This is a genomic window from Parerythrobacter aurantius (assembly GCF_045291475.1).
Taxonomy (GTDB): domain Bacteria; phylum Pseudomonadota; class Alphaproteobacteria; order Sphingomonadales; family Sphingomonadaceae; genus Parerythrobacter; species Parerythrobacter aurantius.
Genome location: NZ_CP147985.1, coordinates 2842242 through 2866795, shown reverse-complemented (window position 1 = coordinate 2866795; position 24554 = coordinate 2842242). Strand labels below are relative to the sequence as shown.

Here is a 24554-nt window from a genome sequence, read left to right as displayed (position 1 = left end):
ATGGCAAGACGGCGCCAGGCGGTCACGATCAAGCACGTGGCAGCGGACGCAGGCGTTTCGCTGCAAACTGTCAGCCGCGTCATCAACGATGGCCCGAACGTCCGGCCGGAGATGAAGGAGCGCGTCCAGGCGTCCATCGACAGGCTTGGCTACGTCCCGTCGATTGCCGCCCAGCGGATGAGCGGCTCGCATTCCTACCTGATCCTCGCCCTGAACGACCGCGAACGCACGATTGCCGAATGGGAGGCGCGCCAAGGGAGCGACTGGGTGAACCAGATGCTGCTGGGCGGAATGCTGACGGCGGGAAAGCACGGTTACCGGTTGATGGTGGAGCTGGTCGACACCCATGCCGACCATGTCGAGCGCGAACTTGCCAGCACCATAGCGTCGCTGCAGCCGGACGGGGTGATCTTGACCCCGCCGCATTCTGAAAACCGGCACATCACAGCCTTCCTCAGCGAAAAGGGATTGCCGTTTGCGCGGATCGGTTCCGTGGCTCCCGGCCCCGGTATCGCGATGACGATGGGCGACGAATACAGCGGGGCGCTGGCCACCGACCATCTGATCGGGCTCGGGCACACGGCCATCGGGTTCATTGCCGGTCCGTCCGAATATTCGCTCAGCGGCTGGCGTGTCGACGGTTGGACCAGGGCCATGACGCGCGCTGGCCTGCCCGTTGCGGGCCTGCTGGCAAAGGGCGATTTCGGCTATGATTCCGGCCGGACAGCCGCCCGCCAGCTGCTCGACAAACCCGATCGACCGTCTGCGATCATAGCCAGCAGCGACCAGATGGCCCTCGCTACGCTGGACCTTGCCCGCGAGATGGGCCTCGACGTGCCGGGCGACCTTTCGCTGATCAGTTTCGACAATACGCCGATCGTCAACTTCACCCAGCCGGCGCTGACGGCGGTCGACCAGCCGATCGCCGAGACGACGTCGCGGGCGGTCGAACTGCTGATCGAGGCCGCGCGCGAAGGGACCGTGCCCGACGAGCCGGTTAGGGTGCGCGGGGCACTCGTCGAACGGGCGTCGACCGCTCCGCCGCGCAAGCACGGCGAACGCCGACCAGCCTGATGATCGAAGTCGAGGGACAGCAGCACCGACGGTTCCTGTATCTCTATGCACTCGCCGCGGCGGGTGGGGCCGTGGCGTATGTACCGCTTCTCACCGTCCTGCTGCCGGTGAGGATTTCGGAGATTTCGGGCAGCGGGGCGGAGGTTGCTGGCCTCGCATGGATCACGCTGGCCGGCGCATTGGCGGCCAGCACGTCGAACATTCTGTTCGGTTGGCTCAGCGATCGTACGGGCCACCGGCGCGGCTGGATCGCGAGCGGGCTGGCGCTGTCGTCCGCGTTTCTCGTGATCTTGCCATTGGCGCAAAGCCTTCCGACCGTGATCGTCTGGGTTGTCGTGTGGCAGGTCGGTCTCAACATGATGCTGGCGCCGCTCACTGCCTGGGCCGGCGACTGTGTTCCGGACGGGCAGAAGGGCACTCTCGGTGGCTTGCTGGCATTCGCTCCGGCGCTGGGAGCGGCCTCGGGGGCGCTGGTGACGATCCCGGGGCTGGCGAGTGCCGACGCACGGCTCTGGCTCGTGGCGGGCCTGTCGGCGTTCATGGTGCTGCCGGTGCTGGTGGCGGGACGCCCCGCGCCGACGCCATGGCTGATGCGCGATCCCGTCGATCCCGACCCGGACGCCCCGCGCGGCCACCTCGAACGGCGCTCGGCGGTAATCCGCATGTGGATCGCACGCCTGCTGGTGCAGGTGGCGGAGGCGGCCCTGTTCGCCTACCTGCTGCTCTGGTTCGTCAGTATCGATCCGGCAATGAAGGACAGCGATACCGCGCGTATCTTCGCACTGGTGCTATGCCTTGCGGTGCCGCTGGCGATCCTCGTCGGGCGCTGGTCCGACCGGACGGGGCGACCGATATTCCCGCTGGTCGTCTGTGCTCTGGGCACATCGTTCGGGCTGATGCTGATGGCGCTTGCGAGGAGTCTCGTCCCGGCCGTCGCCGGCTATGTCGTTTTCGGGCTTGCGGCGACGATCTTCCTCTCGCTTCACACCAGCCAGACCTTGCGCGTGCTGCCGAAGGTGCGAACGCGCGGCCGCGATATGGGCGTGTTCAACCTGACGAACACGATGCCCTCGCTGGTCATGCCGTGGCTGGCGTTGCAGCTTGTGCCCACGTTCGGGTTCGCTGGCCTGTTCTGGCTTCTCGCCAGCCTTGCGGGCCTTGCCGCGCTTCTCTTGCTCACCTTGGTCCGTCCGCAGGCGAGGGGTTGAGAACCGTGACACTTTGCGGGTTGCATTCCCTCGCCGCGCCGTTAGGTTGAGAACGTTCCCAACGGGCTTGGAGGGGTTTGGAATGGTTCGCCGAAGCTGGCTGGTCGCCGCCTGTGCATCTATCGCCTTGGCAGGGTGCGCCACGACGCCGCCTGTCGAACGGATTGCCGTGGTCGATGCGAAGACAGCCGATAGCGAGGCGGTTGTCGTCGCCGACCTGCTTTCCCGCATGACCGTCGAGAGGAAGGTTGCGCAGCTTATCCAGCCGCAGATCAATTCCTTCACGGCCGAGGACATGGCGCGCTATCGCTTCGGCAGCTATCTCAACGGCGGCAACGGCGGCCCCTATGGCGACGAATTCGCCGAGGCGGGCGAATGGTTGCGACTGGCCGACGAAATGTACGAGGCTTCGGTCCGCCCCCTGCCGGGCGACGAGCCCGTCATTCCGACCATGTGGGGCACCGATGCGGTCCACGGCCACACCAATGTGATGCGGGCGACGATCTTCCCGCACAACATTGCCCTGGGAGCCACGCGCGATGCCGATCTGGTCCGCCGGATCGGTGCCGCGACCGCGACCGAAATCGAAGTCACGGGGATCGACTGGAATTTCTCCCCGACCGTGGCTGTAGCGCAGGATGACCGGTGGGGCAGGTCGTACGAAAGCTATTCCGAAGACCCGGTGCTGGTTTCCGAGCTGGGCCGCGCGCTGGTCGAGGGGCTGCAGGGCACGCCGGGCAGCGGCGACTATCTTCGTTCCGGCCGGGTGATCGCGACCGCCAAGCATTTCATGGGTGACGGGGGAACGGCGCAGGGGATCGACACCGGCGACGTCAATGGCGACATCGAGGAGCTGAAGAAAATCCACGCCATGCCCTATCCCGCGGCGATTGCCGCGGGCGTCGAGGTGGTCATGGCGAGCTTCAATTCCGTCAACGGCGAAAAGATGCACGGCAACAAGCCGCTGTTGACGGATTACCTGCGCGGGGAACTCGGCTTCGAGGGTGTGGTCGTCGGGGACTGGAACGGCCATGGCCAGGTCCGCGGCTGCACCGTTACCGACTGCCCACAGGCCCTGCTCGCCGGGCTCGACATCTACATGGTGCCGGACCAGTGGAAGCCCCTGCTGGAAAATCTCGTCGCGCAGGTCAATGACGGGACGATCCCGATGGCCCGCCTCGACGAGGCCGTCGGCCGGGTTCTGCGGGCCAAGCTGCGGGCCGGCATCCTTGGCGACGGAGCCGCCAAGCCTTCGGCGCGGCCCAATGCCGGCAACATGGCCTTGCTCGGTTCGGCTGAGCACCGCGCCATCGCGCGCGAAGCCGTGGCCAAGTCGCAGGTCATCCTGAAGAACAACGGGGTCCTGCCGCTGAAGCGCGGGGGATCCATACTGGTCGCAGGCGTTGCTGCCGACAGCATCGCCCAGGCTTCGGGCGGTTGGACGCTGACGTGGCAGGGCGGCCGCGAGCTGACCAACGATTATTTCCCGGGCGCCACATCGATCTGGGCCGGACTGGCCGATGCCGCACGCGAGAGCGGCGGCAAGGCGGTGTATTCGCCCGACGGTAGCTGGACCGAAAAGCCCGACAGTGCCGTCGTCGTCTTCGGCGAACAGCCCTATGCCGAGTTCGCCGGCGACCGCAAAACGCTGGTGTTCAGCGACGAAGAAGGGCTCAAGCTCCTGCGCAAGCTGAAGGCCCAGGGAATTCCCACCGTCGCCGTGTTCCTTTCCGGTCGCCCCCTGTGGGTGAACCGCGAGCTGAATGCCGCAGACGCCTTTGTTGCCAGCTGGCTTCCGGGCAGCGAGGGGGCGGGCGTTGCAAATGTCCTTTACGGCAAGGTGCCGGCCAGTGGCCGGCTGTCGTTCAGCTGGCCGGCGGATTGCGGCGGGGCTCCGGTAAACGGGCCGGTGGGGGCGCTGTTCACGGTCGGCTATGGCCGCCCGGTCGAGAATACCTCGCGCCTTGCCGAGCTGGACGAGACCTGCGGTTACCTCGACCAGCCGGCTGCGACCGCCTGGTATGACCTGGGTCGCCTGTCGGACGGCATCGTCGCCAAGGGCGGTTCGACACCGCTCCCCAACCTGCGCGGCGAGGGCGGCGGGATCGTGGCCCGCGGGGTCGACAAGGAACGGCAGGAAGATGCCCGCGAAATCACCTTCGGGCCGGGCGCGTCGCTGACGCTGCAGCAGGCCGCTGGCGGGAAGGGAGGCTACCGCATCCTCTACAATCTCGCCGATGCCCCTGCCGGGCCGGTTACGCTCAGGGTCGGGACGAACCTCGTCGACATCACACGCCAGCTTGAGCTGGGGGCTGGCAAGGGCTGGCGTGAAATGGTGATTTCGGATGCCTGTGCACCGGGGCTGGGCGATACCCTAGTCCTGCAAAGCGCGGCTCCGCTGGTCATCCGCGTCGCGCGGGTGGAGCGGCAGGCGCTCCCTGCCGGTGCCGAGTGTTCGTTCTGAGCGGTGGATACGCATTCGAATTCGCATAGACCCGGCGCAGCATTGCGTTAGGCCCTGCATATTGCCGTCGCAAAGGCGGATTCTGGGAGGATTTCATGGCACTGGCACCCGACATCGCAATAAGCACCGACAGCTATCCGATGGAGGACCACGGCACCGCCATCGACGCGCCCGGCCTCAATTATTTCGTCTTCGCGCTGTTCTTCATCTTCGGGGGTATAACCTCGCTGAATGACGTCATCCTGCCGAAGCTGAAGGAGCTCTTCACGCTCAACTACACGCAGGCCATGCTGGTGCAGTTCTGTTTCTTCACCGCCTACCTCGTCATCGGGATCCCGGGCGCGCAGCTGGTCAAGAAGATAGGCTACATGCGCGGGGCCGTGGTCGGCTTGCTGACCATGATGACGGGCTGCCTGATGTTTATCCCGGCCAGCCAGACGGCAACCTATTGGGTATTCCTCCTGGCGCTGTTCATCCTCGCCAGCGGTGTCGTGGTCGTCCAGGTGGTGACCAATCCGCTGATCAGCCTGCTTGGTCCGCAAAAGACAGTTCACAGTCGCCTGACGTTCGCGCAGGCCTTCAACAGCCTCGGCACGACCGTTTTCCCGATCGTGGGCGCCACCCTCATTCTCGGCAGCCTTGCAGGGGTGACGGCGGCTGAACTTTCGGGCGCGGAACTCGACGCCTATCGCACCGCCGAAAGCGCCGCGATCGTGCGCACCTACATCGGTCTCGCCGTGGCGCTGGCAGTGATTGCCGCTGTCGTTTGGATGTTCCGCAACAGGCTCAAGGGCGAAAGGCACGAACAGTCGTCAGTGGCCGGCGGCTTCCAGCTGCTTAAGCGGCCGCGGTTCGGGTATGGCGCCGCGTGCATCTTCCTCTATGTCGGGGCCGAGGTCGCGATCGGTTCGCTGATCGTGAATTATCTCATGCAGTCGCATGTCATGGGCCTCGACGAACAGTCGGCAGGTCACATGATCGCCTATTACTGGGGCGGCGCGCTGGTAGGCCGTATTATCGGTTCGGCACTGCTGCGGATCATCAGCCCAGGGCTCATCCTCGCGGCAGTCGCGGTGGGGGCGATTGCACTTATCGGGATCTCGACGACCACGACCGGCACGGTGGCCGGCTACAGCCTGCTCGCCATCGGTCTCATGAACTCGATCATGTTCCCGACGATCTTCTCGCTCGCGTGCGAAAAGCTCGGGGCGAAGGCGGCTGACGGATCGGGGATCATCAACATCGCGATCTTCGGCGGTGCCGTCATTCCGCTGCTGACGGGGATGCTGGCCGATGCGACGGGCGGCAATCTTGCCATTGCCCTCGTCCTGCCGGCCGCGTGCTATGCCATCATCGCCGGCTTCGGGATTTTCGCCCGCAACCCGGCCTAGGCCGTGAACGCCAGTCGGGCCTTCTGGTCCGGCTGCAGCGGCCCGCCCGTGACGACCCTGTCTGCCGCTTCCAGCCATGCATGGGCCAGCATGGGCTGGCGCTCCGGCCCGGGCGTCGCATCGCCCCATCCGATCGACAGTCGGTAGGGTACGCCCAGGACACGCAATAGCGCCGCCGCGGCCATCGCCTGGGGCAAGCAATCGGCTCGCCACGGGGTGACCGAGGCCGTTGCACGCACGGCGCGGCCGACGGCTCTGGCCCTTTTGTCCGCGCTGGCACTGGCCGGGCGTGGCGTAGTGTCTGGCGCGACGGGCCGGCCCAGCCAGGGGCGGTAGGTCCCCAGCGGCAAGGATGCGATGGCGAGGCGGGCAAAGCCGAGCAGCACCAGCGCGGCCGGCACAAGCGCGAGCTCGGCCGGCGAATACTGCCTTGCCCCGGCAAGCTTGCGGCGGATGAATTCCCGAGCGCCCATGGACGCGGCCTTAGCACCGTCGGGGCACAGGGGAAGGAGGCACAATGCTGTGGGGGGTAATTCCACTGGTCGGGAAGACAGGATTCGAACCTGCGACCCCCACACCCCCAGTGTGATGCGCTACCAGGCTGCGCTACTTCCCGATCAGTGGAGCGGCGGCCTATAGGCAGGCTCGGCACGGGTGGCAAGCGCCCAGATAGGGGGAATTATCGCGTATTCGCGTTGCCCAATTGCACCACACTTGCTAGGCGCCGCGCCATTATCCGCCACAGGGCTTGGCGGGCGAGGGTTAAGACACCACCTGCCCGTTTCCGGCCTGTACCGGCCCCGCATCTCTCGACAGGGTTCCTAGTCCGATGTTCGATTTCCTTTCCGCCGCCGCCGCCAGTGCCGCAGCGCCGCCTTTCTGGATCCAGTTGCTGCCCTTCGTCGGCATGGCGCTGATCTTCTGGTTCCTGATCATCCGCCCGCAGATGAAGCGCCAGAAGGAACACCAGGAAAAGATCTCCGGCCTGAAGAAGGGCGACCGCGTGGTGACCGCCGGCGGCCTGGTGGGCAAGATCGTGAAGGTCGACGAGCATTACGTCGACCTCGATCTCGGCACGAATGTGCGCGTCAAGGCGGTCAAGGCCACGATCGGCGAGGTGATCCCGCCCGGCGGCGACGCCGCGAACGACTGACGGGACGGGACAAGCAGATGCTCGAATTTCCGCGATGGAAAAAGGCGTGGCTGTGGGGCCTGACGCTGGTCCTTTCAGGCCTGGCGCTGCCTTCCCTGCTGACCGCGACCTCCGTGCGCTGGCCGGACAGCCTGCCGCAGCCGCTCGTCAACCTCGGCCTCGACCTTGCCGGCGGCAGCCACATCCTGCTGGAGGCCGAGACCGGACAGGTCGCGGCGCAGCGGCTCGAAAACCTCGAGGAAGCCGTCCGCAACGCGCTGCGCCAGGCGGAACCGCGCGTGCGCATCGGCGACGTTTCGACCGCCGGCGGCCGCCTCAGCTTCCTGCTCGACAATCCGGCCGATATCGACCGGGCGCGCGAGGCGCTGACGCCGATCCTCAACGGCACCGGGCTGACGCGCCAATGGGACCTCAGCGTGGTCGACAGCAACCGCATGGTGATCGCACCCGCATCGGGCTCGACCGACCAGGCCGTCACCGACGCGATGGACAGTGCGACCGAAGTCGTGCGCAAGCGTATCGACGAGCTGGGCACGCGCGAGCCCACGATCATCCGCCAGGGCGACACCCGGATCGTGGTACAGGTCCCCGGGCTGGACGATCCCGAACAGCTCAAGGCGCTGATCGGCCAGACGGCGAAGCTCGAATTCAAGCTGGTCGACGAGAACGCCCTCCCGGCCGACGTACAGCAGGGCATCGCGCCGCCGGGGAGCCAGATCTTCCCCTATGCCGAAGGCGAAGGCTTCGTGGCCGTGCGGCGTCTCGGCGGCATCAAGGGCGACAGCCTGATCGGTGCTACCGCCAGCGTCGATCAGCAGACCAACGAGCCGGTCGTCAGCATCCAGTTCGATGCGCAGGGCGGGCAACGTTTCGCCCAGCTGTCCACGCAGAACGTCGGCAAGCTGTTCGCGATCATCCTCGACGGCAAGGTGCTGTCGACACCCGTCTTCCGTGAAGCCATCCTCGGCGGGCAGGCCCAGATCTCGGGCAGCTTCACCACGGAAAGCGCGAACCAGCTGGCGATCTCCCTGCGCTCGGGCGCGCTCCCGGTCGATCTCGCCATCGTCGAGGAACGCACCGTCGGGCCCGACCTTGGCGCCGATTCGATCCGCAAGGGCATGATCGCCATGGCGGTCGGTTCGCTGCTTGTGATCCTGCTGATGATCGTCACCTATGGCCGGTTCGGGCTCTATGCCACCTCGGCGCTGATCCTTAACGCGCTGATGATCCTCGGCATCATGGCGGTGATGAACACGACTCTGACGCTGCCCGGCATTGCCGGCTTCATCCTGACCATCGGTGCGGCGGTCGATGCCAACGTGCTGATCTACGAACGCATCCGGGAAGAACGCAAGCGCGGCCGGCGGGTCATCGCCGCCGTCGAGAACGGCTACAAGGAAGCGAGCCGGGCGATCTACGATGCGAACATCACCAACTTCATCGCCGGGGTGCTGCTGTTCCTGTTCGGCTCGGGTCCGGTCCGCGGTTTCGCCGTCGTCCTGATCATCGGCCTGTTCACCAGCGTCTTCACCGGCGTTACCCTGACCCGCCTGTGGGTTTCCGGCTGGCTCCGCCGCGCGCGGCCCGGCGAGCTCAACATCTGAGGAGGCGGACGATGAAACTGCTCAAGCTCGTCCCCGACGACACCAACATCAAGTTCCTCAGCCTGCGCATCCCGTTCTACGTGGTCAGCCTTATCCTGATCGCGGCAAGCTGGGGCCTCGTCCTGACCAAGGGGCTGAACTACGGCGTCGACTTCGCCGGTGGCCAGGAAATCCGCGCCACCTTCGTGGGCGAGGCACAGGCCGACGTGGCCGAATTGCGCACCACCGTCAGCGCGGTGCAGGGCATCGGCGACCCGGTGATCCAGCGGTTCGGCGCCCCCAACGAGGTATCGATTCGCGTCCGTCTTCCCGCCGAGGCCGAGGGCGACAAGGCCTATGCCGACCGGGTGACCACGGCCATCACCACGGCCATTCGCGCCGACCATCCCAATGTACGTATCGACGGCGTCGATTCCGTGTCGGGCAAGGTGTCGGGCGAATTCCGGAACACCGCGCTGCAGGCCCTGCTGTTCGCCATGATCGCGATCTCGATCTACATCTGGGTCCGGTTCGAATGGCAGTTCGGCGTCGGGGCGATGTTCGCGTTGGTGCACGACGTGTCGCTGACGATGGGGATGCTGGCGCTGTTCCAGCTCGAATTCAACCTGACCATCGTGGCCTCGATCCTGGCGATCATCGGCTATTCGCTCAACGATACCATCGTCGTGTACGACCGCATCCGCGAGAACCTGAAGAAATATCGCAAGATGCCGGTTCCCGAGCTGCTCGACCTGTCGGTCAACGAAACCCTGTCGCGCACGGTCATGACCTCGCTGTCGCTGCTGGTGGCGCTGGTGCCCCTGCTGTTCTTCGGGCCGGAAAGCCTGTTCGGCTTCACCGCGGCAATCACGCTGGGCCTGTTTGTCGGTACCTACAGCTCGATCTACATGGCGGCGCCGATCCTGATCTGGCTGGGCGTGACCAGCGACAGCTTCATCCCGCGCGAGGACGAGATCGACAAGCAGGAAAAGCTGGCGCGCGGCGAGGGCTGATCACGCCTGCGCGATGCGGGTGAAGTAATCCGCCAGCGTCGCGGCGTTGACCTTCCAGTCGAACCGCTGCGCCATGGCTGCGGTATCGGCGCGCGCGGGTGGATCGGCGAGCAGTGCCTCGACCCCGTGGACGATCGCCTGCGCCGAACGCTCGACGACCAGACCTGCGGCGCGGGACGTCACCACCTCGCGCGCCCCACCGGCATCGGTGATCACCAGCGGCGTCCCGCAGGCGAGCGCTTCAACCCAGGCATTGGCGAGCCCCTCGCTGGCCGAAGGCAGAACCATGGCGTTGGCGGCGGAGAGGACCAGCGGCAACAGGTCGTGATCGAGCGAGCCGAGGAAATGCACCCGGTCGGCCAGTCCCGCGTCACCGGCCAGCGCCCGCAGCCTGTCCTCGTCCTCTCCCCTGCCGACCAGCAGCAGCCGTGTCGCAGGAAGTTGCGGCAGGGCGCGGATCACGAACTCCTGCCCCTTGCGCGGAATGAGGGCGCCGACAGTGACGAGCAGGGTTTCGTCATGGCGCAGCGGCAGCCCCAGTTCTTCCGCCAGTCGCGGGCGCAAATTGGGGCTTTGCAAGGGACGAAACCGGTCGCGGTCGAGGCCGGTGTAGTGGATCATGACCTTGTCACGCGGCAGGCCGATCTCGGCCATGTCGCCAGCCAGCGCCTCGCACACGCTCAGCAGTCCGGCGGCCTTGCCCGCCGCCTGCCGCATCGCCCGGTTGGCATAGGGTATGCCGCCCCAGTGATGGATATCGGCCCCGCGCGCCTTGATGGAGAAGGGTAGGCCCAGCTCCTGCGCGATCTTCGCCACTGCCGGACCGTCCGGATAAAAGAACTGCGCGTCGAGCACGTCGAAAGGCTGCCGGGCATGGAGCCGCTTTGCCAGCGGCAACACGGCGCGCGCGATCGCACCGGGATTAAAGCGGCCGCCCAGCCTGGGGATGAGCGTGAAGGTGGGGCGATGCACGTGCACCCCGTGCTCCTCACCGTCGACGGCCGCGCCGGCTGCTTCGCGATAGGGGCCGAACACGAGGGGAGGCAGGCCGACGGGATTGATGACGGTGACATCCCAGTCGCCGCGAGCGGCCAGTGCCTCCAGCGAGCGCGCGACAAAGGTGCCGAAGCGTGGCCGCGCGGGATTGGGATAGAGAGTGGAGAGCGAAAGGAGCCTCTTCACAGCCCGCGCACCAGCATTTCCGCGACACCGATCCAGGCCGGATCGTCCACCACCTGCTGTTTCTGGCCGGTTCCGGGAGGCAGCAGCCCGACGAGCTTGCCCTGCCGGTCGATCAGCCGACCGAAGGCGAACCGTCCGCCCTTGCGCGGCACAAGGACGTCGCGGTTGATGGCGCGGGCGGCGTGTTCGGGGCCGATCTGCCGGAGCCAAAGCTGGTCGCCCGGCAAATAGGGGCCGGTTGCGGCCTCGACCGTCAGGACTATCAGCGGGCCCCCCATTCCCTTGGCGCTGCCGAGTTCGGTCGGGAGCAGGGCGTCACGGGGGGCGGCGAGAGCCTCCGGGCCTTCGAGCCCGAGGGTGGCGACGACCTGCGGATGATCGTTCGATTCCGAACGGACCAGCATTTCCGGATCGACGCCCAGGGCGGCGGCGATCCGGTCCATCCATTTGAGCGAAAGATTGCGCATGCCCGTTTCGAGGCGGCCGATGGTCTGCGCTGTGGTGGGTGGATTGCAGGCCGCTGCCAGGTCGGCAAGGGTCATGCCCTTGTCGCGGCGGATATCGCGGATGCGGTTGATCATAGGGCACTCTCTATAACCGAATTGGTAAAAAGACTTTCCTACAATAACCCGAACTTGGCAAGCGCTGCCTCCCACCCCTTCAAAGGAGACCCACCATGCAGCGCCAACTCGTCGAACGCGAACTGACGGAAGAAGGTCCATCGAGGGGAAGCGGCGCGAAGGGCAAACGGCGGACAGTGACTGTCAATCTTGCCGAAAGCCCCATCGCCTGGCTGCATGCCCGCGGCCATCTGGACGACCGGCTGTTCGACGCCGGCGAGCGGCTGCGGGCCGATTACGAGCGTGCCCAGCTTTCTCCCAGCGTGACGATGCGGTGGGATCCGGTGCGGATCAGGGGCGCGGCGGATGTGGGGCTAAGCCCGACCGAGCGCCAGATCGCCGCCAAGGACCGGTTCCACGGTGCCATCGCGGAAGCGGGCAAAGGCTTGTCCGATATCCTCTGGCGCGTCGTCTGCGCGGGCGAGAGCCTGCCGGACGCCGAGAAGGGCCTCGAATGGCCGGCGCGTTCAGGCAAGCTGGTGCTGCGGATCGCGCTCGACCGGGTGGCGCAATTCTACCGCATCGCATGAGCCGGCTTTTTTGCCCTTGGACAGTGTAACATGTGGTCCAACCGTTTCGCGGAGTGGCTCAGCCCTCGACCAGTTCTGCCAGTTCCAGCCAGCGTTCCTCGGCCGCCTCTTTCTCCGCACGGGCGTTTGCGATGCCCTCGGAGATGGTGGCAAATTTCTGCGGATCGGCAGTGTAGAGCGCGGGATCGGAGAGGATTTGCTCGCCCTTGGCGATGGCGGCTTCGAGCTCCTCGATCCGGGCGGGCAGGATTTCGTAGTCGCGCTGGTCCTTGTAGGTGAGTTTGCCGGACTTGGGCGGCGGGGGCGGGGGCGCGTTGGGTGTCGCCCTGGTGTCGCCTTTCGGCTTGCCGGCGACCTTGTCCGATCGCTTCGCCTCCCAGTCGGCATAGCCGCCGGCCACGACATCGACCTTGCCGCTGCCATCGAGCCCCAGCGTCAGCGTCACCGTCCGGTCGAGGAAGTCGCGGTCGTGACTGACGATCAGCACGGTGCCTTCGTAGTCGGCAATGACCTCTTGAAGAAGATCGAGTGTTTCGAGGTCGAGATCGTTGGTCGGCTCGTCGAGCACCAGCAGGTTGGACTTCCTGGCGAACTCGCGCGCCAGAAGCAGTCGCGAGCGTTCGCCACCCGACAGGATACCGACCTTGGTATCGACGATCTTGGGATCGAACAGGAAGTCCTTGAGGTAGCCCTGCACATGCTTGCGCACGCCGCGCACGTCGATCCAGTCGCCGCCTTCGGCCAGCACCTGGCGCACTGTCCGGTCGGGCTCCATCAGGCTGCGCTGCTGGTCGATCATCACGCCGGTCAGCGTCCTGGCGATATCGACCTTGCCGGTGTCGGGGGCGAGCTCGCCGGTCAGCATCTTGAGCAGCGTCGTCTTGCCCGCGCCGTTGGACCCGACGATGCCGATGCGGTCGCCGCGCTGGATGCGCAAGGAGAACGGCTTGATGACGGTGCGGTCGCCATAGGTCTTGGAGATACCCTCCGCGACGATCACCGACTTCGACTTGAAGTCCTGCTCGACCTCGAGCTTCAACTTGGCGGAACCCGAGGTGTCGATCATGGCCGCGCGCTGGGCACGCATCTTCCAAAGTGCCTCGAGCCTGCCCTGGTTGCGCTTGCGCCGCGCGGTCACCCCGCGTTCGAGCCAGTGGGCCTCCAGCTTGAGTTTGGCATCCATCTTCTCGGCGGCGCGGGCTTCCTCGGCATAGACCTGCTCTTCCCACGCCTCGTAGCCGCCGAAGCCGACTTCCTTGCGGCGGATGATGCCGCGGTCGAGCCACAGGGTGGCGCGTGTCAGCCGTTTGAGGAATGTCCGGTCGTGGCTGATGACGATGAAGGCGCCCTTGTAGCGATCGAGCCAGCCTTCGAGCCATTCGATGGCGCTGAGGTCGAGGTGGTTGGTCGGCTCGTCCATCAGCAGCAGGTCGGGATCCTGCGCCAGCGCGCGGGCGATGGCGGCGCGGCGTCGCTCGCCCCCGCTGGCGCCCTTGGATTCGGTCGCCATGTCGATGCCGAGCTGGCCAGCGATGGCTTCGACCTCGTGCCGTTCGGGCGCAGTCTCGCCGCCGAGCGCCCAGTCCATCAGCGTGTCGAAGCCGGTGAAGTCGGGATCCTGCTCCAGCACGACGATACGCAAGCCGGGCTTCACCTTGCGCAGGCCGCGATCGGCCTCGATCCTGTTCTCGATCAGGCGGAACAGCGTGGTCTTGCCCGCGCCGTTGCGGCCTATCAGCGCCAGCCGGTCGCGCGGGCCGATGTGGAGGTCGATATCCTCCCGCTCCGGTCCGCCCAGCAGCCAGCGTCCGCCCTGCTGCAGGCCGAGTCCTTCCCAGCTCAAGATCGGTGGCTGTGCCATAGGCGGGGTCAGCTAGGGGAGGGGGCGGGTCTCCGCAAGCGGCGAGTGCGCTCAGGGCTGCAGTTCAGCCGCCTTCTGCTCTTCGACCATGCGGGCGACGTCCGCCAGCAGCTTTGGCGCGTCGTAGACGATGCCGTCCTTGATGGTCCAGCGCACCCCGCCGACTACCTCGATCGTGTTGGTCTCGCGGTTCAGGCGCTTGTGACCGGTGCCGTAGAGAACCTTGAGGTTCTCCAGCGGGTTTGCAGGGACGATCAGCATGTCGGCCAGCTTGCCTTCGCGGATGATGCCGAAGGGCGGTTCGGTCCCCTTGGACTTGTAGATCTCGCGCGCGCCGTTGATCGTGGCGGCCTGGATCACCTCCATCGGCGTCAGCCCTGCCTCCCGCAGCATTTCCAGCTCGGCGATATAGGCGAAGCCCCATGTCTGGTAGATGTAGCCGGGGTCGGACCCCGCCGTGATCGTGCCGCCCCGGTCCTTGAAGTCGCGGGTAAGGGCGAACCACTTGGCGTAGAAGCGCTTCCACGCCGCCTCGTCCTCGCTCGACCAGTCGTGATAGTAGCTGCCGTGATTGGTCAAGCTCGGCTCGTAGAACCGCATCAGCGAAGGCAGGGTGTACTTGTCGTGCCATTCGAGCGTGCGGGCGCGCATTACGTCGCGGCTGGCGGAGTAGATGTTGAAGGTCGGACTCAGCGTCACTCCGCTCTCGACCAGCGCGTCGACATAGGCTTTCCACTTCTCGCTGCCCGGTTCGACCGCCTGCGCCTCCAGCCGTGCGATGGTGCCGAAGCGCGACTGTTCGTCGAGATAGTTGTAGCCGGGCGGATAGTCCGGAACCTGGCGGCCTTCGAGCAGACTTTCGAAGTGGCCGTAGAAATGGGTGATCCCGTCAAGGCCGAGTGCGACCGCCTTCGCTGCATTCACCTGGCCCACGCCGCGCTGGCCGAGGTGGGCGACGCTGCCGAGCCCGATCTTGTCGGCTTCGTCGAGGATCGCGGCGAGTGTGGCCGGATCCTCGCTGTTGAAGAACTTGATCCCGTCATACCCGCGCGCCTTGGCCCAGCGCGCCCAGGCGCGGCCCTGCTCGGGCGTCGTCACGTCGCCGTTCGGCCAGACATCGCCGGGGACGGCATAGGCGAAGAGGCGCGGCGCGGTGATCGTGTTGGCCTCGCTGCGCCTCTTCATGTCGAGCGAGGGATCGTCCGGCCCCCAGCCGAAGCCGACGCCGCGCACCGTGGTAACGCCGTGGGCGAGCCACAGTTTGAAGCCATAGGACGGCTGCGGAGCCTTGTCCGGGTCGCCGTTATGCCCGTGGACATCGACGAATCCGGGCAGCACCCACATGCCGTTTGCGTCGATCACCCGGTCGGCGGAAAGATTGCTCCCCCCGCGGGCGATGGTTGCAATCGTTTTGCCCCTGACGAGAATGTCAACCGGCCCTTCCGGCGGTGCGCCCGAACCGTCGATCAGGCTTGCGCCCCTGATCAGCAAGGTGGGGTAGGGGCCTTCGCCTTCGCCGGCTGGCCTGTCGGGAACGCGTTCCATCTGCGCACCAACCGGCTGTGCGGAAAGGCCCATAGTGGCGAGCAAAATCAGCGTCTTGCGGAACCATTTCATGCCGAACCCCCTTTATCGCGTAGGACCGGCGTAAACCGGACGGAGGTACAAGGGAAGAGCGCTGTCGCCGTTCAACCCGGCTTCATCGCACCGACCGCAGTCAGTGTTGCAGTACAGGAGGATTATCAGTGAAAGCCAAGTTTCTCGCACCTCTCGCCGCGGCGGCCGCTTCGATGGCAGTCGCCATGCCGCAAGCCCATGCGGCGGAAGTCACCATTGCGGCCACCAACCCGGTGGTGGAGCTCAACATCTTCGAGCAGGTCGAGGTGGAGCCGGATATCGCGACCATCAGCGCCGGTGTCGACACCGAGGCGCCGACTGCGGTGGAGGCGTTGCGCAAGAATTCGGCCGACATGCAGCGGGTGATCGATCTCATCAAGGCGCTTGGCATCGCGCCGCGCGACATCCAGACTACGCGCGTCACCCTCAATGCCCGTTACGATTACGACCAGGCCCGTCGACGCCCGGTGTTCCTCGGCTACACGGCCTCTAACCAGGTCAGTGTCAAATTGCGCGACATCAAGCGCAGCGGCGAAGTTCTCGACGCGTTGGTTTCGGCTGGCGCGAACAACGTGTTCGGACCCAATTTCTCGATCGAGGACGATACGGCTGCAAAGGCGGATGCCCGCAAGCGTGGGCTCGCCCGCGGTCAGGCACAGGCGCAGGAATATGCGCTCGCCGCCGGCTATTCCGGCGTACGCCTCTTGCAGGTCGCCGAAACGATCCAGACTTCGCCGCGAATGTACGATAGCTCTGCCATTGTGGTCACCGCGTCGCGGCTCCAATCCACTGCGCCGCCGCCCCCGATCGAGCCCGGCCTCGTCGGCACCGGGGTCAATGTCCAGCTGACTTATGAAATGGTGCGGTAGGTCGGCCGACGTGCCTTAACCCGGGGCGTTGGCGGCATTCACGGCTTGTTCAATGGCCCGGGAATAGGCATGGCGGCATGATGCACAGGGCCATCCTCGCTCCGGCCATTGCCGGCCTGCTGTTCACACTGCCGTGCGCACCTGCGCTGGCGCAGGACAACCCCCAGGGCGAAGCGCGCAAGGAAATGCGCGCCGGTAATGTGCTGTCCCTGCGGGAAATCGAACGGCGCGTCCTGCCGACTATGGGTGACGCCGAGTATCTCGGCCCCGCGTATGACTCGGCGGCGATGGCCTACCGGCTCAAATTCATCCGCAAGGGCCGCGTCGTTTTTATTGACGTGGATGCGAGGACGGGGCGGATTCTGCGAAAGACCGGCTGACCGCAATCGGGTGTAGCGGATGCGTGCGTGTTGACGCGGGAACGCCTTTGCCGCCAATACGCTTCGCCAAAGTATTCCAGGGGACCCGAACACGATGCGCATCCTGATTGTCGAGGACGAACCTACCCTCGGCCAGCAACTCAAGAACACGCTCGAACAGAACGGCTATGCGGTGGACCTGTCGACCGATGGCGAAGACGGGCATTACATGGGGTCGAGCGAGGATTACGACGCGGTCATCCTTGACCTCGGCTTGCCCGAGATCGACGGACTGACGGTGCTTGGCATGTGGCGCAAAGAGGGGCGGACCTTCCCCGTGCTGGTGCTGACGGCGCGCGACAGCTGGAGCGACAAAGTGGCCGGGCTCGATGCGGGTGCCGATGACTACCTTGCCAAACCGTTCCAGACCGAGGAACTGATCGCTCGCCTCCGTGCCCTGATCCGCCGTGCATCGGGCAACACCTCCAGCGAGCTGACCGCAGGGGACGTACGGCTCGACACGCGTTCGGGCCGGGTTTCACTGGGCGGGGAGCCCGTCAAGCTGACCGCGCAAGAATACAAGTTGCTCAGCTACCTGATGCACCACAAGGGCAAGGTGGTCAGCCGCACCGAACTGATCGAACATATTTACGATCAGGATTTCGACCGCGATTCCAACACGATCGAGGTCTTCGTAACGCGCATCCGCAAGAAGCTGGGTGCCGATGTGATAACGACTATCCGTGGCCTCGGTTACAGCCTCGACGACCCCGCCGACGTCCCCCGCGCCTGACGGTCGGCCAACCGCCGGTTTCGCGGCGGAACCGGTTCATGCGGCTGCGGCAGGCGCGGTTGCGCCCCATACCGGCAGCCTGTCGCGGCGGATGATGCTGATCTCCGCAGCGTGGATCTTCGTCCTGCTGCTAGGTGGCGGCATCGCGCTCAACCGGACGCTCGCCAGGCTGGTCGAGAACAATTTCGACGAGCAGCTGGAATATGTGCAGACCGCGCTCCTCTCCTCGGCCGAAATCGACAACTGGGGGGATGTGCAGCTTTACAGGCCCCTCGGCGACCAGCGATTCCTGGAGCCCAACAGCGGTGTCTACTGGCAGATAAGCGGACCCGGCCGCGATACCTTCCCCAGTCGCAGCCTGTGGGATCGCACCCTCGAGGTGCAGGGCGAGCATATCGACGACGAACCGCATTTCTACGATAGCGACCAGTTCGAAGACGAACCTTTGCGGGTGGTGGAACGCACCGTCATCCTGCCCGGCAGTGACACCCGCTGGACATTCACGGTCGCATCCGCGCGGGGTGAACTGGATGCACAGATCAACCGCATCCAGTCGATCCTTTTCTGGAGCTTCGTGGTCCTGGCGCTCGGCCTCCTGATGCTGGCGGCACTGCAAAGCTACTATGGCCTGCGGCCCCTGCGCCGGGTGCGTATGGCGATCCAGAAGATAAGGACTACGGGTACCAACCGCGTGACGGACCCCCTGCCGCTTGAGGTTCGGCCGCTGGTCGAAGAGCTGAACTCGCTGCTGGAGCATTCGGAACGCCAGGCGGAGGAGGCAAGGACTCATGCCGGGAACCTGGCCCATGCCCTCAAGACGCCGTTGACCGTGCTGACCAATGCAGCGACCGCCAAGGATCCCAAGCTCGCGGAACTTGTGTTCCGGGAAACCAAGTCCATGCAGCGACACGTCGAGCACCATCTGGCGAGGGCGAGGGCCGTCGGCAGGCGTTCGACTGGCCTCGCGCGGGCGGAAGTCTGGCCGAGCGCCGAGTCCGTCTTGAGAGCGGTGACGCGGATCTACGGTTCCACGCGGTTCGACGTCGACGGAAACAAGGATGCCGTTGTTGCCATCGAACGCCAGGATCTCGACGAAATCCTTGGCAATCTCATCGAGAACGCGGCCAAATACGGTGGTGGAAGCGTGTTTGTGACGATCGATACCGACCCGGAATCACTCGAATGCCTTATCTGGATCGAGGACGACGGAATGGGCATCCCGGAGGAGGAGCGCGGCCGTATTTTTGATCGCGGTGCGCGGCTCGATACGGGGAAGCCCGGGACCGGCCTGGGCCTCGCCATCGTCAGGGATGTGGCCGAAATCTATGGCGGCAGAGTCGAACTCGACGAGAGCGAGGATCTCGGCGGATTACTGGTCCGCCTGATCCTCCCGCGCTACGGCGTCCAGTAAATCCTCCGGGGCCGACAAAGTCTCCCCAAAGTGAAGCGGCACTGGTCCGGCCCTAGCTTTCCCCGCGTGCCTGTTCGTGGTGACGGATCACCTCGTCGATGATGAAGCGCAGGAATTTCTCGGAGAACTCCGGATCGAGTTCGGCTTCTTCGGCCAGCGCGCGCAAGCGGGCGATTTGGCGGCTCTCCCGCTCCGGATCGGCGGGGGGCAGAGCGGCCGTGGCCTTGTAGGCGCCGACGGCTTGGGTGATGCGGAACCGTTCCGCCAGCATGTGGATCAACGCCGCATCGATATTGTCAATCGAGCGGCGATAGGCCGCCAGCACAGGGTCTTCGATGGAATTGTCGGTCACGTCCGTCCCTGTTCCGCCTACGTCAGGTACCGAGGCTAGCACCAAATGCCGTCTTGCCAAGCGCATGGGCGAGGGCCAAGGGATTGCTGCTATGAGTGCCGATATTATCCCTTTGAAGCGGCAGGACGAGGATCCCGCGCCGACCCTCGAGCCGATGCTGCAATTGACCGCCTCGGGGATGAATTCCGTGAATTCGGTCATCCTCGACCGGATGCAGAGCGAAATTCCGCTCATCCCGGCGCTTGCGGGGCACCTCATCTCGGGGGGCGGCAAGCGGCTGCGCCCGATGCTGACGCTCGCTGGGGCGGAACTGGTCGGCTACCAAGGCACGCGCCATCACAAGCTGGCCGCCGCGGTCGAGTTCATCCATACCGCGACCTTGCTCCACGACGATGTGGTCGACGGATCCGAGATGCGGCGCGGCAAAGCCGCGGCGAACATCATCTACGGCAATCCGGCGACGGTCCTCGTCGGCGACTTCCTCTTCAGCCGCGCCTTCGAACTGATGACCGAGGACGGCAGCCTCAAGGTGCTCAAGATCCTGTCGAATGCGAGCGCGGTGATTGCTGAGGGCGAGGTCGCGCAGCTCAGCGCCCAGCGCAAGATCGAGACCAGCGAGGCGCGCTATCTGGACATCATCGGCGCCAAGACGGCTGCCCTGTTCGCTGCGGCGAGCAGGATTTCGGCCGTGGTAGCCGAATGCGACGACGCACAGGAACGCGCGCTGGATGACTACGGCCGGAACCTTGGCGTTGCATTCCAGCTCGTAGACGATGCGCTCGATTACGATTCCAACGCGGCGCAGATGGGCAAGGACCAAGGCGACGATTTCCGCGAAGGCAAGATGACCTTGCCGGTGATCCTTGCCTATGCGCGTGGATCGGAGGAAGAGCGCACCTTCTGGAAGGCTGCGATCATGGGCCATCGCACATCTGATAAAGACCTCGCCCATGCCGTTGAGCTCATCGGGCGCCACAACGCGGTCGAAGATACGCGGGCCCGCGCGCGGCATTTCGCGCAGCGGGCCATCGATGCGATATCGATTTTCCCCGACAGCAAGGCTCGGCAAGCCATGGCGGAAGCGGCCCTGTTCGCGGTCGCGCGGGGCTATTGAGCGCTCCATCCATGGCAGGCCTGCCGGTTGAAGCCGTCCTTCCGCGACTGCGGCAGGCGCTGGGGGTATCTGTCGGCGCTGTCCTGATCGCGCCGCCCGGCGCCGGCAAGACGACTGCGGTGGCCCCGGCGCTTCTGTCGGAAGACTGGTGCGACTGGCAGATCATCCTGCTCAGCCCGCGCCGCGTCGCCGCCCGCGCCGCGGCGGAGCGCATGGCGGAGATGCTGGGCGAGCAGGCGGGCGAGACGATCGGCTATCTCACCCGGCTCGACAGCAAGACCTCGGCAAAAACGCGGGTGCTGGTGATGACGGAGGCGATTTTCGTCAACCGCATCGTCGAGGATCCGGAATTGGCGGGCGTTTCCGCCGTGCTGTTCGACGAAGCGCACGAGCGCCATCTCGACATCGATCTCGGTCTCGCGCTCGCGATCGAGAGCCAGCAGGTGCTGCGCGAAGACCTGCGGCTGGTGGTCATGTCGGCCACCATCGACGGGTCGCGTTTCGCCCGTTTGCTGGGCGAAGGCACGCCGGTGATAGAGAGCGAAGGCAAGAGCTATCCGCTGCGGATCGAATGGTACGGCAGCAATCCTGCCCTGCCGGTCGAAGATCATGTCGCGGATGCCGTCATGGCTGCGTGGCGCGAGGAAGATGGCGATATCTTGGCTTTCTTGCCCGGCGTGCGGGAGATCGAGCGGGTGCGCGAACGGCTGGAGGCACGCCTGCCGCAAGTGCCGATCCTGCCGCTTCATGGCCAGGTCGAGCCGCAGGGCCAGCGGCTGGCCATCCGGCGCGACCGGGATGGGCGGCGGCGGATCGTGCTGGCGACGGCGATTGCCGAAACCTCTCTGACGCTCGACGGCATATCGGTGGTGGTCGATAGCGGCCTTACCCGTCGCGCCGAGTATGACCGGGCGGCGGCTGGCACGCACCTCGTCACCCGTCGCGCCAGCCAGGCTTCGGCCACTCAGCGCGCGGGGCGTGCGGCGCGGCAGGGGCCGGGCGTCGTCTATCGCCTGTGGGAGGAAGGCGGCCACGCCGGCAGGCCGGAGTTCGACCCGCCCGAGATCGTGACCTCCGACCTCGCGCCGCTGCTTTTGGCGCTGGCGCAGTGGGGGACGCAGGACGCGCGCTCCTTGGCTTGGCTCGATGCGCCGCCAGAGGCGTCGCTGGCCACGGCGAAGGCGCGATTGCTCGGGATAGAGGCGATAGACCCTGCCGGGCGAATAACATACCTTGGCCGCAAGATTGCATCGCTGCCACTCGATCCCGGCGTTGCGGCTGCAGTGCTGTCAGGGGCCGAGGCTGGTCAGGCCGAAGACGTCGCCCGGCTGGCGCTGCTGGTGCAGGAGCGTGGTCTGGGCGGGCGAGGCGAGGATCTGCTGGCGCGGCTGGCGCGCTGGAACGCCGACCGCTCGTCTCGCGCCGAGGCAAGTCGCAAGCTGGCAATGCGCTGGGCGCGCAAGGCCGAGCAACTGGCCGCAAGCGCGGGTGAAGCAAAGAGCGCCCCCGCGCTGCATCTGGCGCGGGCCATGCCGGAAATGGTGGCGAAGCGGCGCGATTCTTCGGGCCAGGATTGGCTATCGGCGGGCGGGCGCGGGTACCGGCTCGATCCGGCGTCCTCGCTGGCGCGGGCCGAGTGGCTGGTGATCGCCGATGCGCAGGGGCAGGCCAAGGGCGCGCGGATCACGGCGGCGGCGGAATTGTCTGCCGCCGATATCGAAGCTTCCCTCGCCGAGAAGATCGAGCAATCGACGATACTGCGCTGGAATGCGGCCGAAAAACGCGTCGAAGCGCGGCGCGAACGGCGGCTCGGGCAGATCGTCCTGAGCAGCGGCCCCGACCCTTCGCCGGACCCGCAGGCGGTTGTGGACATGCTTGTGGACAAGTGTGTCGAGAAGCTGGGGGAATTTGTTCCGGCAGACCTGCTGGCGCGCGGGCGCTTCGCCGGGATTGAGGGTCTTTCGGCCGATGGCCTCAAGGATACGGCACCGGCGTGGCTTGCCCCCTTGCTCGAAGGCAAGCGCTCGCTCGATCTCGACCGGGGCAGGGTGGTCGAAGCAATCATCGGCCAGCTCGACTGGAATGATCGGCAGCGGCTCGACAGCCTCGCCCCGCGTCATTTCACCTCGCCCGCGGGGACGTCGCACGCCATCGACTACGCCGGGGACGATGCGCCGAGCGTCGAGGTTCGTGTGCAGGCGCTGTTCGGGCTCGACCGGCACCCGATGATCGGGAGCACGCCCCTGCTGCTCAAGCTGACCGACCCCGGCGGCAAGCCGATGCAGGCCACCCGCGATCTGCCGGGGTTCTGGCGCGGGTCGTGGCGCGACGTCCGGAAGGACGGTAAGGGCCGCTATCCCAAGCACCGCTGGCCCGACGAGCCATGGGCGGAAAAGCCCAGCCTCAAGACCAAGAACGCCTTTTCACGCGGCGATTCGTGAATTAGGGGCACCGCCATGGCTGCACGTATCTTCCAGCGTCCCAAGAGCGCGATGCAATCGGGCAAGGCCCGTACAGATGAGTGGGTGCTCGAGTTCGAGCAGAGCGAGGCGCGCACACCCGATCCGCTGATGGGCTGGACCGGCAGCGGCGACACCCAGGCGCAGGTCGTGCTGACCTTCCCGACCATCGCCGCGGCCAAGGCCTATGCCGACAAATACGGCATCCCGGCGCGCGTGCATGCGACACCGCCCAAGGCACTCAAGATCCAGGCCTACTCCGACAATTTCCGGTGAACCGGACGCTATTTCCGGATTGCATCGCGGGCCGGATTTGATTTGGTTGGGGCCAAGCATCTAGCCAGCATGCCGAATCCTCGCCGGCGAAAGGGTTTCACGATGAAGATTGCTGTTGCCGCGTGGGCAAGTCTCGTCTCCTCGACCTCTCTGGCAGCGCAGCCTGCTCTCGAGTGGGCGGCGCCCCTTCCCAGTCTCGAGCAGATCGAAGGGCTGTGCCCTGGCGTCGGCGGAAATCCGCTCGCGTTTGGCGAAGCCGATGTGGGACAATCGCGAAAATACCTTTCCGACGATATCGAGGCCCGACTGGCAATTGTTGAAGGCTTGGGCAAAGCTGCCGGCTTCGAGGAAGCACGCCTCCAGCCAACAGACTGGTCCGGGCTGCTCATGGCGGTCGATTACGGCAGTGTGGTGCCCGAAAACGTAACGCTCGACGATTGGCGCGAGCACATCGGCACATTGCTTTTTGCAGGTGGTTGGGAACCGCGTCCTGAAGAAGAGATGTCGCTCTTCTCCATGAACGGAAGCCGGTTCGAGAAAGATTTCACAATCGCCGGGGGGCTACGCCGTCTCGCGATCGAGATCGATACCTTCGGCCTGATCCGGGGCTATACGCTTCGTTGCGGCGAAGCCTCCCTGCTGACTCTCGATAGCGAGGAGAAGGAGGGGCGCCTCGCGGCAGGATCCCTCCAACCGGGCAAACCAGACTCGGATGGCGACAGGGACATTGCCACCTGGCTCGCTTCGATCGATTGTACCGATCCGCAATTGCGTGATCGGCTGGGCGCGACCGACGATGTGGGGCAGGTCGGTCCCATCATCGTGGAGCGCTATGGAGACGTCCCGGATGTTTCGACAGTATCGACCTACCAGCAGCGGCTGAACACCTGGCTCCGATGGAAACTCGTCGCGGACGCGATCCTGACCGAAGACGAGCTGTGGGATGTCGAAGCCAGCGCTACTCCGGACGAAGATGGCGTCTCGTTCGAGGCATTGCTCGATCAATTTGTCGCGGTCGCTACGATCAAGGAGGAGTCAGGGCCTGAAAACGCCACGAAAGTATGCCAGGCGGTGAAGGATATGTTCGAGGGCGACCGGGTCATCGCAAGCGCGAAAGCATCCCGCCTTGCGGCAATCAACGCTGCCCTGATCGCTGAGGGTACCAAGCGCGGCTTTCGCGTCGACTAGCGCGCGCCCTTCTTGCAAATCGGTCGCGACGCAGCCA

General features: G+C 65.5%; 22 protein-coding genes and 1 tRNA gene. 16 read left to right on the top strand and 7 right to left on the bottom strand.

Annotated elements, in window-relative coordinates:
• The 4 genes from WAB17_RS14200 (at nt 1) to WAB17_RS14185 (ending at nt 6137) form a co-directional block, all read left to right on the top strand.
• Nucleotides 1-1074, top strand: a complete 1074-nt coding sequence (locus WAB17_RS14200) for a LacI family DNA-binding transcriptional regulator (RefSeq protein ID WP_435417988.1) — start codon at nt 1-3, stop codon at nt 1072-1074.
• A complete protein-coding gene (locus tag WAB17_RS14195; protein WP_435417987.1) occupies nt 1074-2282 on the top strand; it encodes an MFS transporter in 1209 nt (402 codons plus the stop codon). The genes WAB17_RS14200 and WAB17_RS14195 overlap by 1 nt, the downstream gene beginning before the upstream one ends.
• An 82-nt stretch (nt 2283-2364) precedes the next feature.
• Nucleotides 2365-4746: a glycoside hydrolase family 3 N-terminal domain-containing protein gene (locus WAB17_RS14190; RefSeq protein WP_435417986.1), complete on the top strand. Its 2382-nt coding sequence runs from the start codon at nt 2365-2367 to the stop codon at nt 4744-4746.
• A 95-nt stretch (nt 4747-4841) separates the two neighbouring features.
• Nucleotides 4842-6137 carry a sugar MFS transporter gene (locus WAB17_RS14185; protein ID WP_435417985.1) on the top strand — a complete coding sequence of 432 codons (1296 nt, stop codon included), beginning with the start codon at nt 4842-4844 and terminating at the stop codon, nt 6135-6137.
• Here the strand turns inward: WAB17_RS14185 and WAB17_RS14180 are convergent.
• The gene (locus WAB17_RS14180) at nt 6134-6610 is read right to left on the bottom strand and encodes a lasso peptide biosynthesis B2 protein (protein WP_435417984.1); all 477 of its coding nucleotides are present in this window, start codon (nt 6608-6610) and stop codon (nt 6134-6136) included. The genes WAB17_RS14185 and WAB17_RS14180 overlap by 4 nt on opposite strands.
• A gap of 66 nt (nt 6611-6676) precedes the next feature.
• Nucleotides 6677-6753, bottom strand: a tRNA-Pro gene (locus WAB17_RS14175).
• 213 nt (nt 6754-6966) lie between these two features.
• Here WAB17_RS14175 and yajC point away from each other — a divergent pair.
• From yajC to secF, 3 genes are read left to right on the top strand one after another with little or no spacing between them, the layout of a single operon-like run.
• Nucleotides 6967-7290: a preprotein translocase subunit YajC gene (yajC, locus tag WAB17_RS14170; RefSeq protein WP_435417983.1), complete on the top strand. Its 324-nt coding sequence runs from the start codon at nt 6967-6969 to the stop codon at nt 7288-7290.
• A 17-nt stretch (nt 7291-7307) separates the two neighbouring features.
• A complete protein-coding gene (secD, locus tag WAB17_RS14165; protein WP_435417982.1) occupies nt 7308-8894 on the top strand; it encodes a protein translocase subunit SecD in 1587 nt (528 codons plus the stop codon).
• A gap of 11 nt (nt 8895-8905) precedes the next feature.
• Entirely contained in the window at nt 8906-9886 is a 981-nt protein-coding gene (gene secF / locus WAB17_RS14160) for a protein translocase subunit SecF (RefSeq protein ID WP_435417981.1), read from the top strand.
• Here the strand turns inward: secF and WAB17_RS14155 are convergent, their stop codons facing one another.
• Both WAB17_RS14155 and WAB17_RS14150 read right to left on the bottom strand, forming a co-directional pair.
• Nucleotides 9887-11068, bottom strand: a complete 1182-nt coding sequence (locus tag WAB17_RS14155; RefSeq protein ID WP_435417980.1) for a glycosyltransferase — start codon at nt 11066-11068, stop codon at nt 9887-9889.
• Nucleotides 11065-11649: a helix-turn-helix domain-containing protein gene (locus WAB17_RS14150; RefSeq protein ID WP_435417979.1), complete on the bottom strand. Its 585-nt coding sequence runs from the start codon at nt 11647-11649 to the stop codon at nt 11065-11067. Before WAB17_RS14150 ends, WAB17_RS14155 begins: the two co-directional genes overlap by 4 nt.
• A 95-nt stretch (nt 11650-11744) precedes the next feature.
• On the opposite strand from WAB17_RS14150, the gene WAB17_RS14145 reads away from it, so the two are divergent.
• Nucleotides 11745-12218: a DUF6456 domain-containing protein gene (locus WAB17_RS14145; protein WP_435417978.1), complete on the top strand. Its 474-nt coding sequence runs from the start codon at nt 11745-11747 to the stop codon at nt 12216-12218.
• A 58-nt stretch (nt 12219-12276) separates the two neighbouring features.
• Here WAB17_RS14145 and WAB17_RS14140 read toward each other — a convergent pair whose 3' ends face one another.
• The gene (locus WAB17_RS14140) at nt 12277-14079 is read right to left on the bottom strand and encodes an ABC-F family ATP-binding cassette domain-containing protein (protein WP_435417977.1); all 1803 of its coding nucleotides are present in this window, start codon (nt 14077-14079) and stop codon (nt 12277-12279) included.
• A gap of 51 nt (nt 14080-14130) precedes the next feature.
• Entirely contained in the window at nt 14131-15696 is a 1566-nt protein-coding gene (locus WAB17_RS14135; protein WP_435417976.1) for an amidohydrolase family protein, read from the bottom strand.
• 128 nt (nt 15697-15824) lie between these two features.
• Between WAB17_RS14135 and WAB17_RS14130 the strand changes: the two genes are divergently transcribed.
• The 4 genes from WAB17_RS14130 to WAB17_RS14115 all read left to right on the top strand — a co-directional run bounded on the left by WAB17_RS14130 (nt 15825) and on the right by WAB17_RS14115 (nt 19128).
• Nucleotides 15825-16565, top strand: coding sequence for an SIMPL domain-containing protein (locus WAB17_RS14130; RefSeq protein ID WP_435417975.1), 741 nt, complete (start codon nt 15825-15827; stop codon nt 16563-16565).
• An 80-nt stretch (nt 16566-16645) separates the two neighbouring features.
• Nucleotides 16646-16945: a PepSY domain-containing protein gene (locus tag WAB17_RS14125; protein ID WP_435419400.1), complete on the top strand. Its 300-nt coding sequence runs from the start codon at nt 16646-16648 to the stop codon at nt 16943-16945.
• Between the two features lie 94 nt (nt 16946-17039).
• On the top strand, nt 17040-17717 hold the full coding sequence (locus tag WAB17_RS14120) for a response regulator transcription factor (protein WP_435417974.1): 678 nt from the start codon (nt 17040-17042) through the stop codon (nt 17715-17717).
• Between the two features lie 91 nt (nt 17718-17808).
• On the top strand, nt 17809-19128 hold the full coding sequence (locus WAB17_RS14115) for an ATP-binding protein (RefSeq protein ID WP_435419399.1): 1320 nt from the start codon (nt 17809-17811) through the stop codon (nt 19126-19128).
• Between the two features lie 52 nt (nt 19129-19180).
• Here the strand turns inward: WAB17_RS14115 and WAB17_RS14110 are convergent, their stop codons facing one another.
• Nucleotides 19181-19465 (bottom strand): chorismate mutase, encoded by a 285-nt coding sequence (locus WAB17_RS14110; RefSeq protein WP_435419398.1) that lies wholly within the window; start codon nt 19463-19465, stop codon nt 19181-19183.
• A gap of 106 nt (nt 19466-19571) precedes the next feature.
• Here WAB17_RS14110 and WAB17_RS14105 point away from each other — a divergent pair, with 106 nt between their 5' ends.
• The 4 genes from WAB17_RS14105 to WAB17_RS14090 are packed head-to-tail and all read left to right on the top strand — an operon-like array spanning nt 19572 to nt 24517.
• A complete protein-coding gene (locus WAB17_RS14105) occupies nt 19572-20594 on the top strand; it encodes a polyprenyl synthetase family protein (protein ID WP_435417973.1) in 1023 nt (340 codons plus the stop codon).
• 11 nt (nt 20595-20605) lie between these two features.
• Nucleotides 20606-23035 carry an ATP-dependent helicase HrpB gene (gene hrpB, locus WAB17_RS14100; RefSeq protein WP_435417972.1) on the top strand — a complete coding sequence of 810 codons (2430 nt, stop codon included), beginning with the start codon at nt 20606-20608 and terminating at the stop codon, nt 23033-23035.
• 15 nt (nt 23036-23050) lie between these two features.
• Entirely contained in the window at nt 23051-23329 is a 279-nt protein-coding gene (locus WAB17_RS14095) for an NADH dehydrogenase ubiquinone Fe-S protein 4 (RefSeq protein WP_435417971.1), read from the top strand.
• A 42-nt stretch (nt 23330-23371) separates the two neighbouring features.
• A complete protein-coding gene (locus tag WAB17_RS14090) occupies nt 23372-24517 on the top strand; it encodes a hypothetical protein (RefSeq protein WP_435417970.1) in 1146 nt (381 codons plus the stop codon).
• Nucleotides 24518-24554 lie beyond the last annotated feature (37 nt).

Coding starts and splice junctions, on each gene's coding strand:
- WAB17_RS14200 (WP_435417988.1), top strand. CDS start 1: ATGGCAAGACGGCGCCAGGCGGTCACGATCAAGCACGTGGCAGCGGAC.
- WAB17_RS14195 (WP_435417987.1), top strand. CDS start 1,074: ATGATCGAAGTCGAGGGACAGCAGCACCGACGGTTCCTGTATCTCTAT.
- WAB17_RS14190 (WP_435417986.1), top strand. CDS start 2,365: ATGGTTCGCCGAAGCTGGCTGGTCGCCGCCTGTGCATCTATCGCCTTG.
- WAB17_RS14185 (WP_435417985.1), top strand. CDS start 4,842: ATGGCACTGGCACCCGACATCGCAATAAGCACCGACAGCTATCCGATG.
- WAB17_RS14180 (WP_435417984.1), bottom strand. CDS start 6,610: ATGGGCGCTCGGGAATTCATCCGCCGCAAGCTTGCCGGGGCAAGGCAG.
- yajC (WP_435417983.1), top strand. CDS start 6,967: ATGTTCGATTTCCTTTCCGCCGCCGCCGCCAGTGCCGCAGCGCCGCCT.
- secD (WP_435417982.1), top strand. CDS start 7,308: ATGCTCGAATTTCCGCGATGGAAAAAGGCGTGGCTGTGGGGCCTGACG.
- secF (WP_435417981.1), top strand. CDS start 8,906: ATGAAACTGCTCAAGCTCGTCCCCGACGACACCAACATCAAGTTCCTC.
- WAB17_RS14150 (WP_435417979.1), bottom strand. CDS start 11,649: ATGATCAACCGCATCCGCGATATCCGCCGCGACAAGGGCATGACCCTT.
- WAB17_RS14145 (WP_435417978.1), top strand. CDS start 11,745: ATGCAGCGCCAACTCGTCGAACGCGAACTGACGGAAGAAGGTCCATCG.
- WAB17_RS14140 (WP_435417977.1), bottom strand. CDS start 14,079: ATGGCACAGCCACCGATCTTGAGCTGGGAAGGACTCGGCCTGCAGCAG.
- WAB17_RS14135 (WP_435417976.1), bottom strand. CDS start 15,696: ATGAAATGGTTCCGCAAGACGCTGATTTTGCTCGCCACTATGGGCCTT.
- WAB17_RS14125 (WP_435419400.1), top strand. CDS start 16,646: ATGCACAGGGCCATCCTCGCTCCGGCCATTGCCGGCCTGCTGTTCACA.
- WAB17_RS14120 (WP_435417974.1), top strand. CDS start 17,040: ATGCGCATCCTGATTGTCGAGGACGAACCTACCCTCGGCCAGCAACTC.
- WAB17_RS14115 (WP_435419399.1), top strand. CDS start 17,809: ATGATGCTGATCTCCGCAGCGTGGATCTTCGTCCTGCTGCTAGGTGGC.
- WAB17_RS14105 (WP_435417973.1), top strand. CDS start 19,572: ATGAGTGCCGATATTATCCCTTTGAAGCGGCAGGACGAGGATCCCGCG.
- hrpB (WP_435417972.1), top strand. CDS start 20,606: ATGGCAGGCCTGCCGGTTGAAGCCGTCCTTCCGCGACTGCGGCAGGCG.
- WAB17_RS14095 (WP_435417971.1), top strand. CDS start 23,051: ATGGCTGCACGTATCTTCCAGCGTCCCAAGAGCGCGATGCAATCGGGC.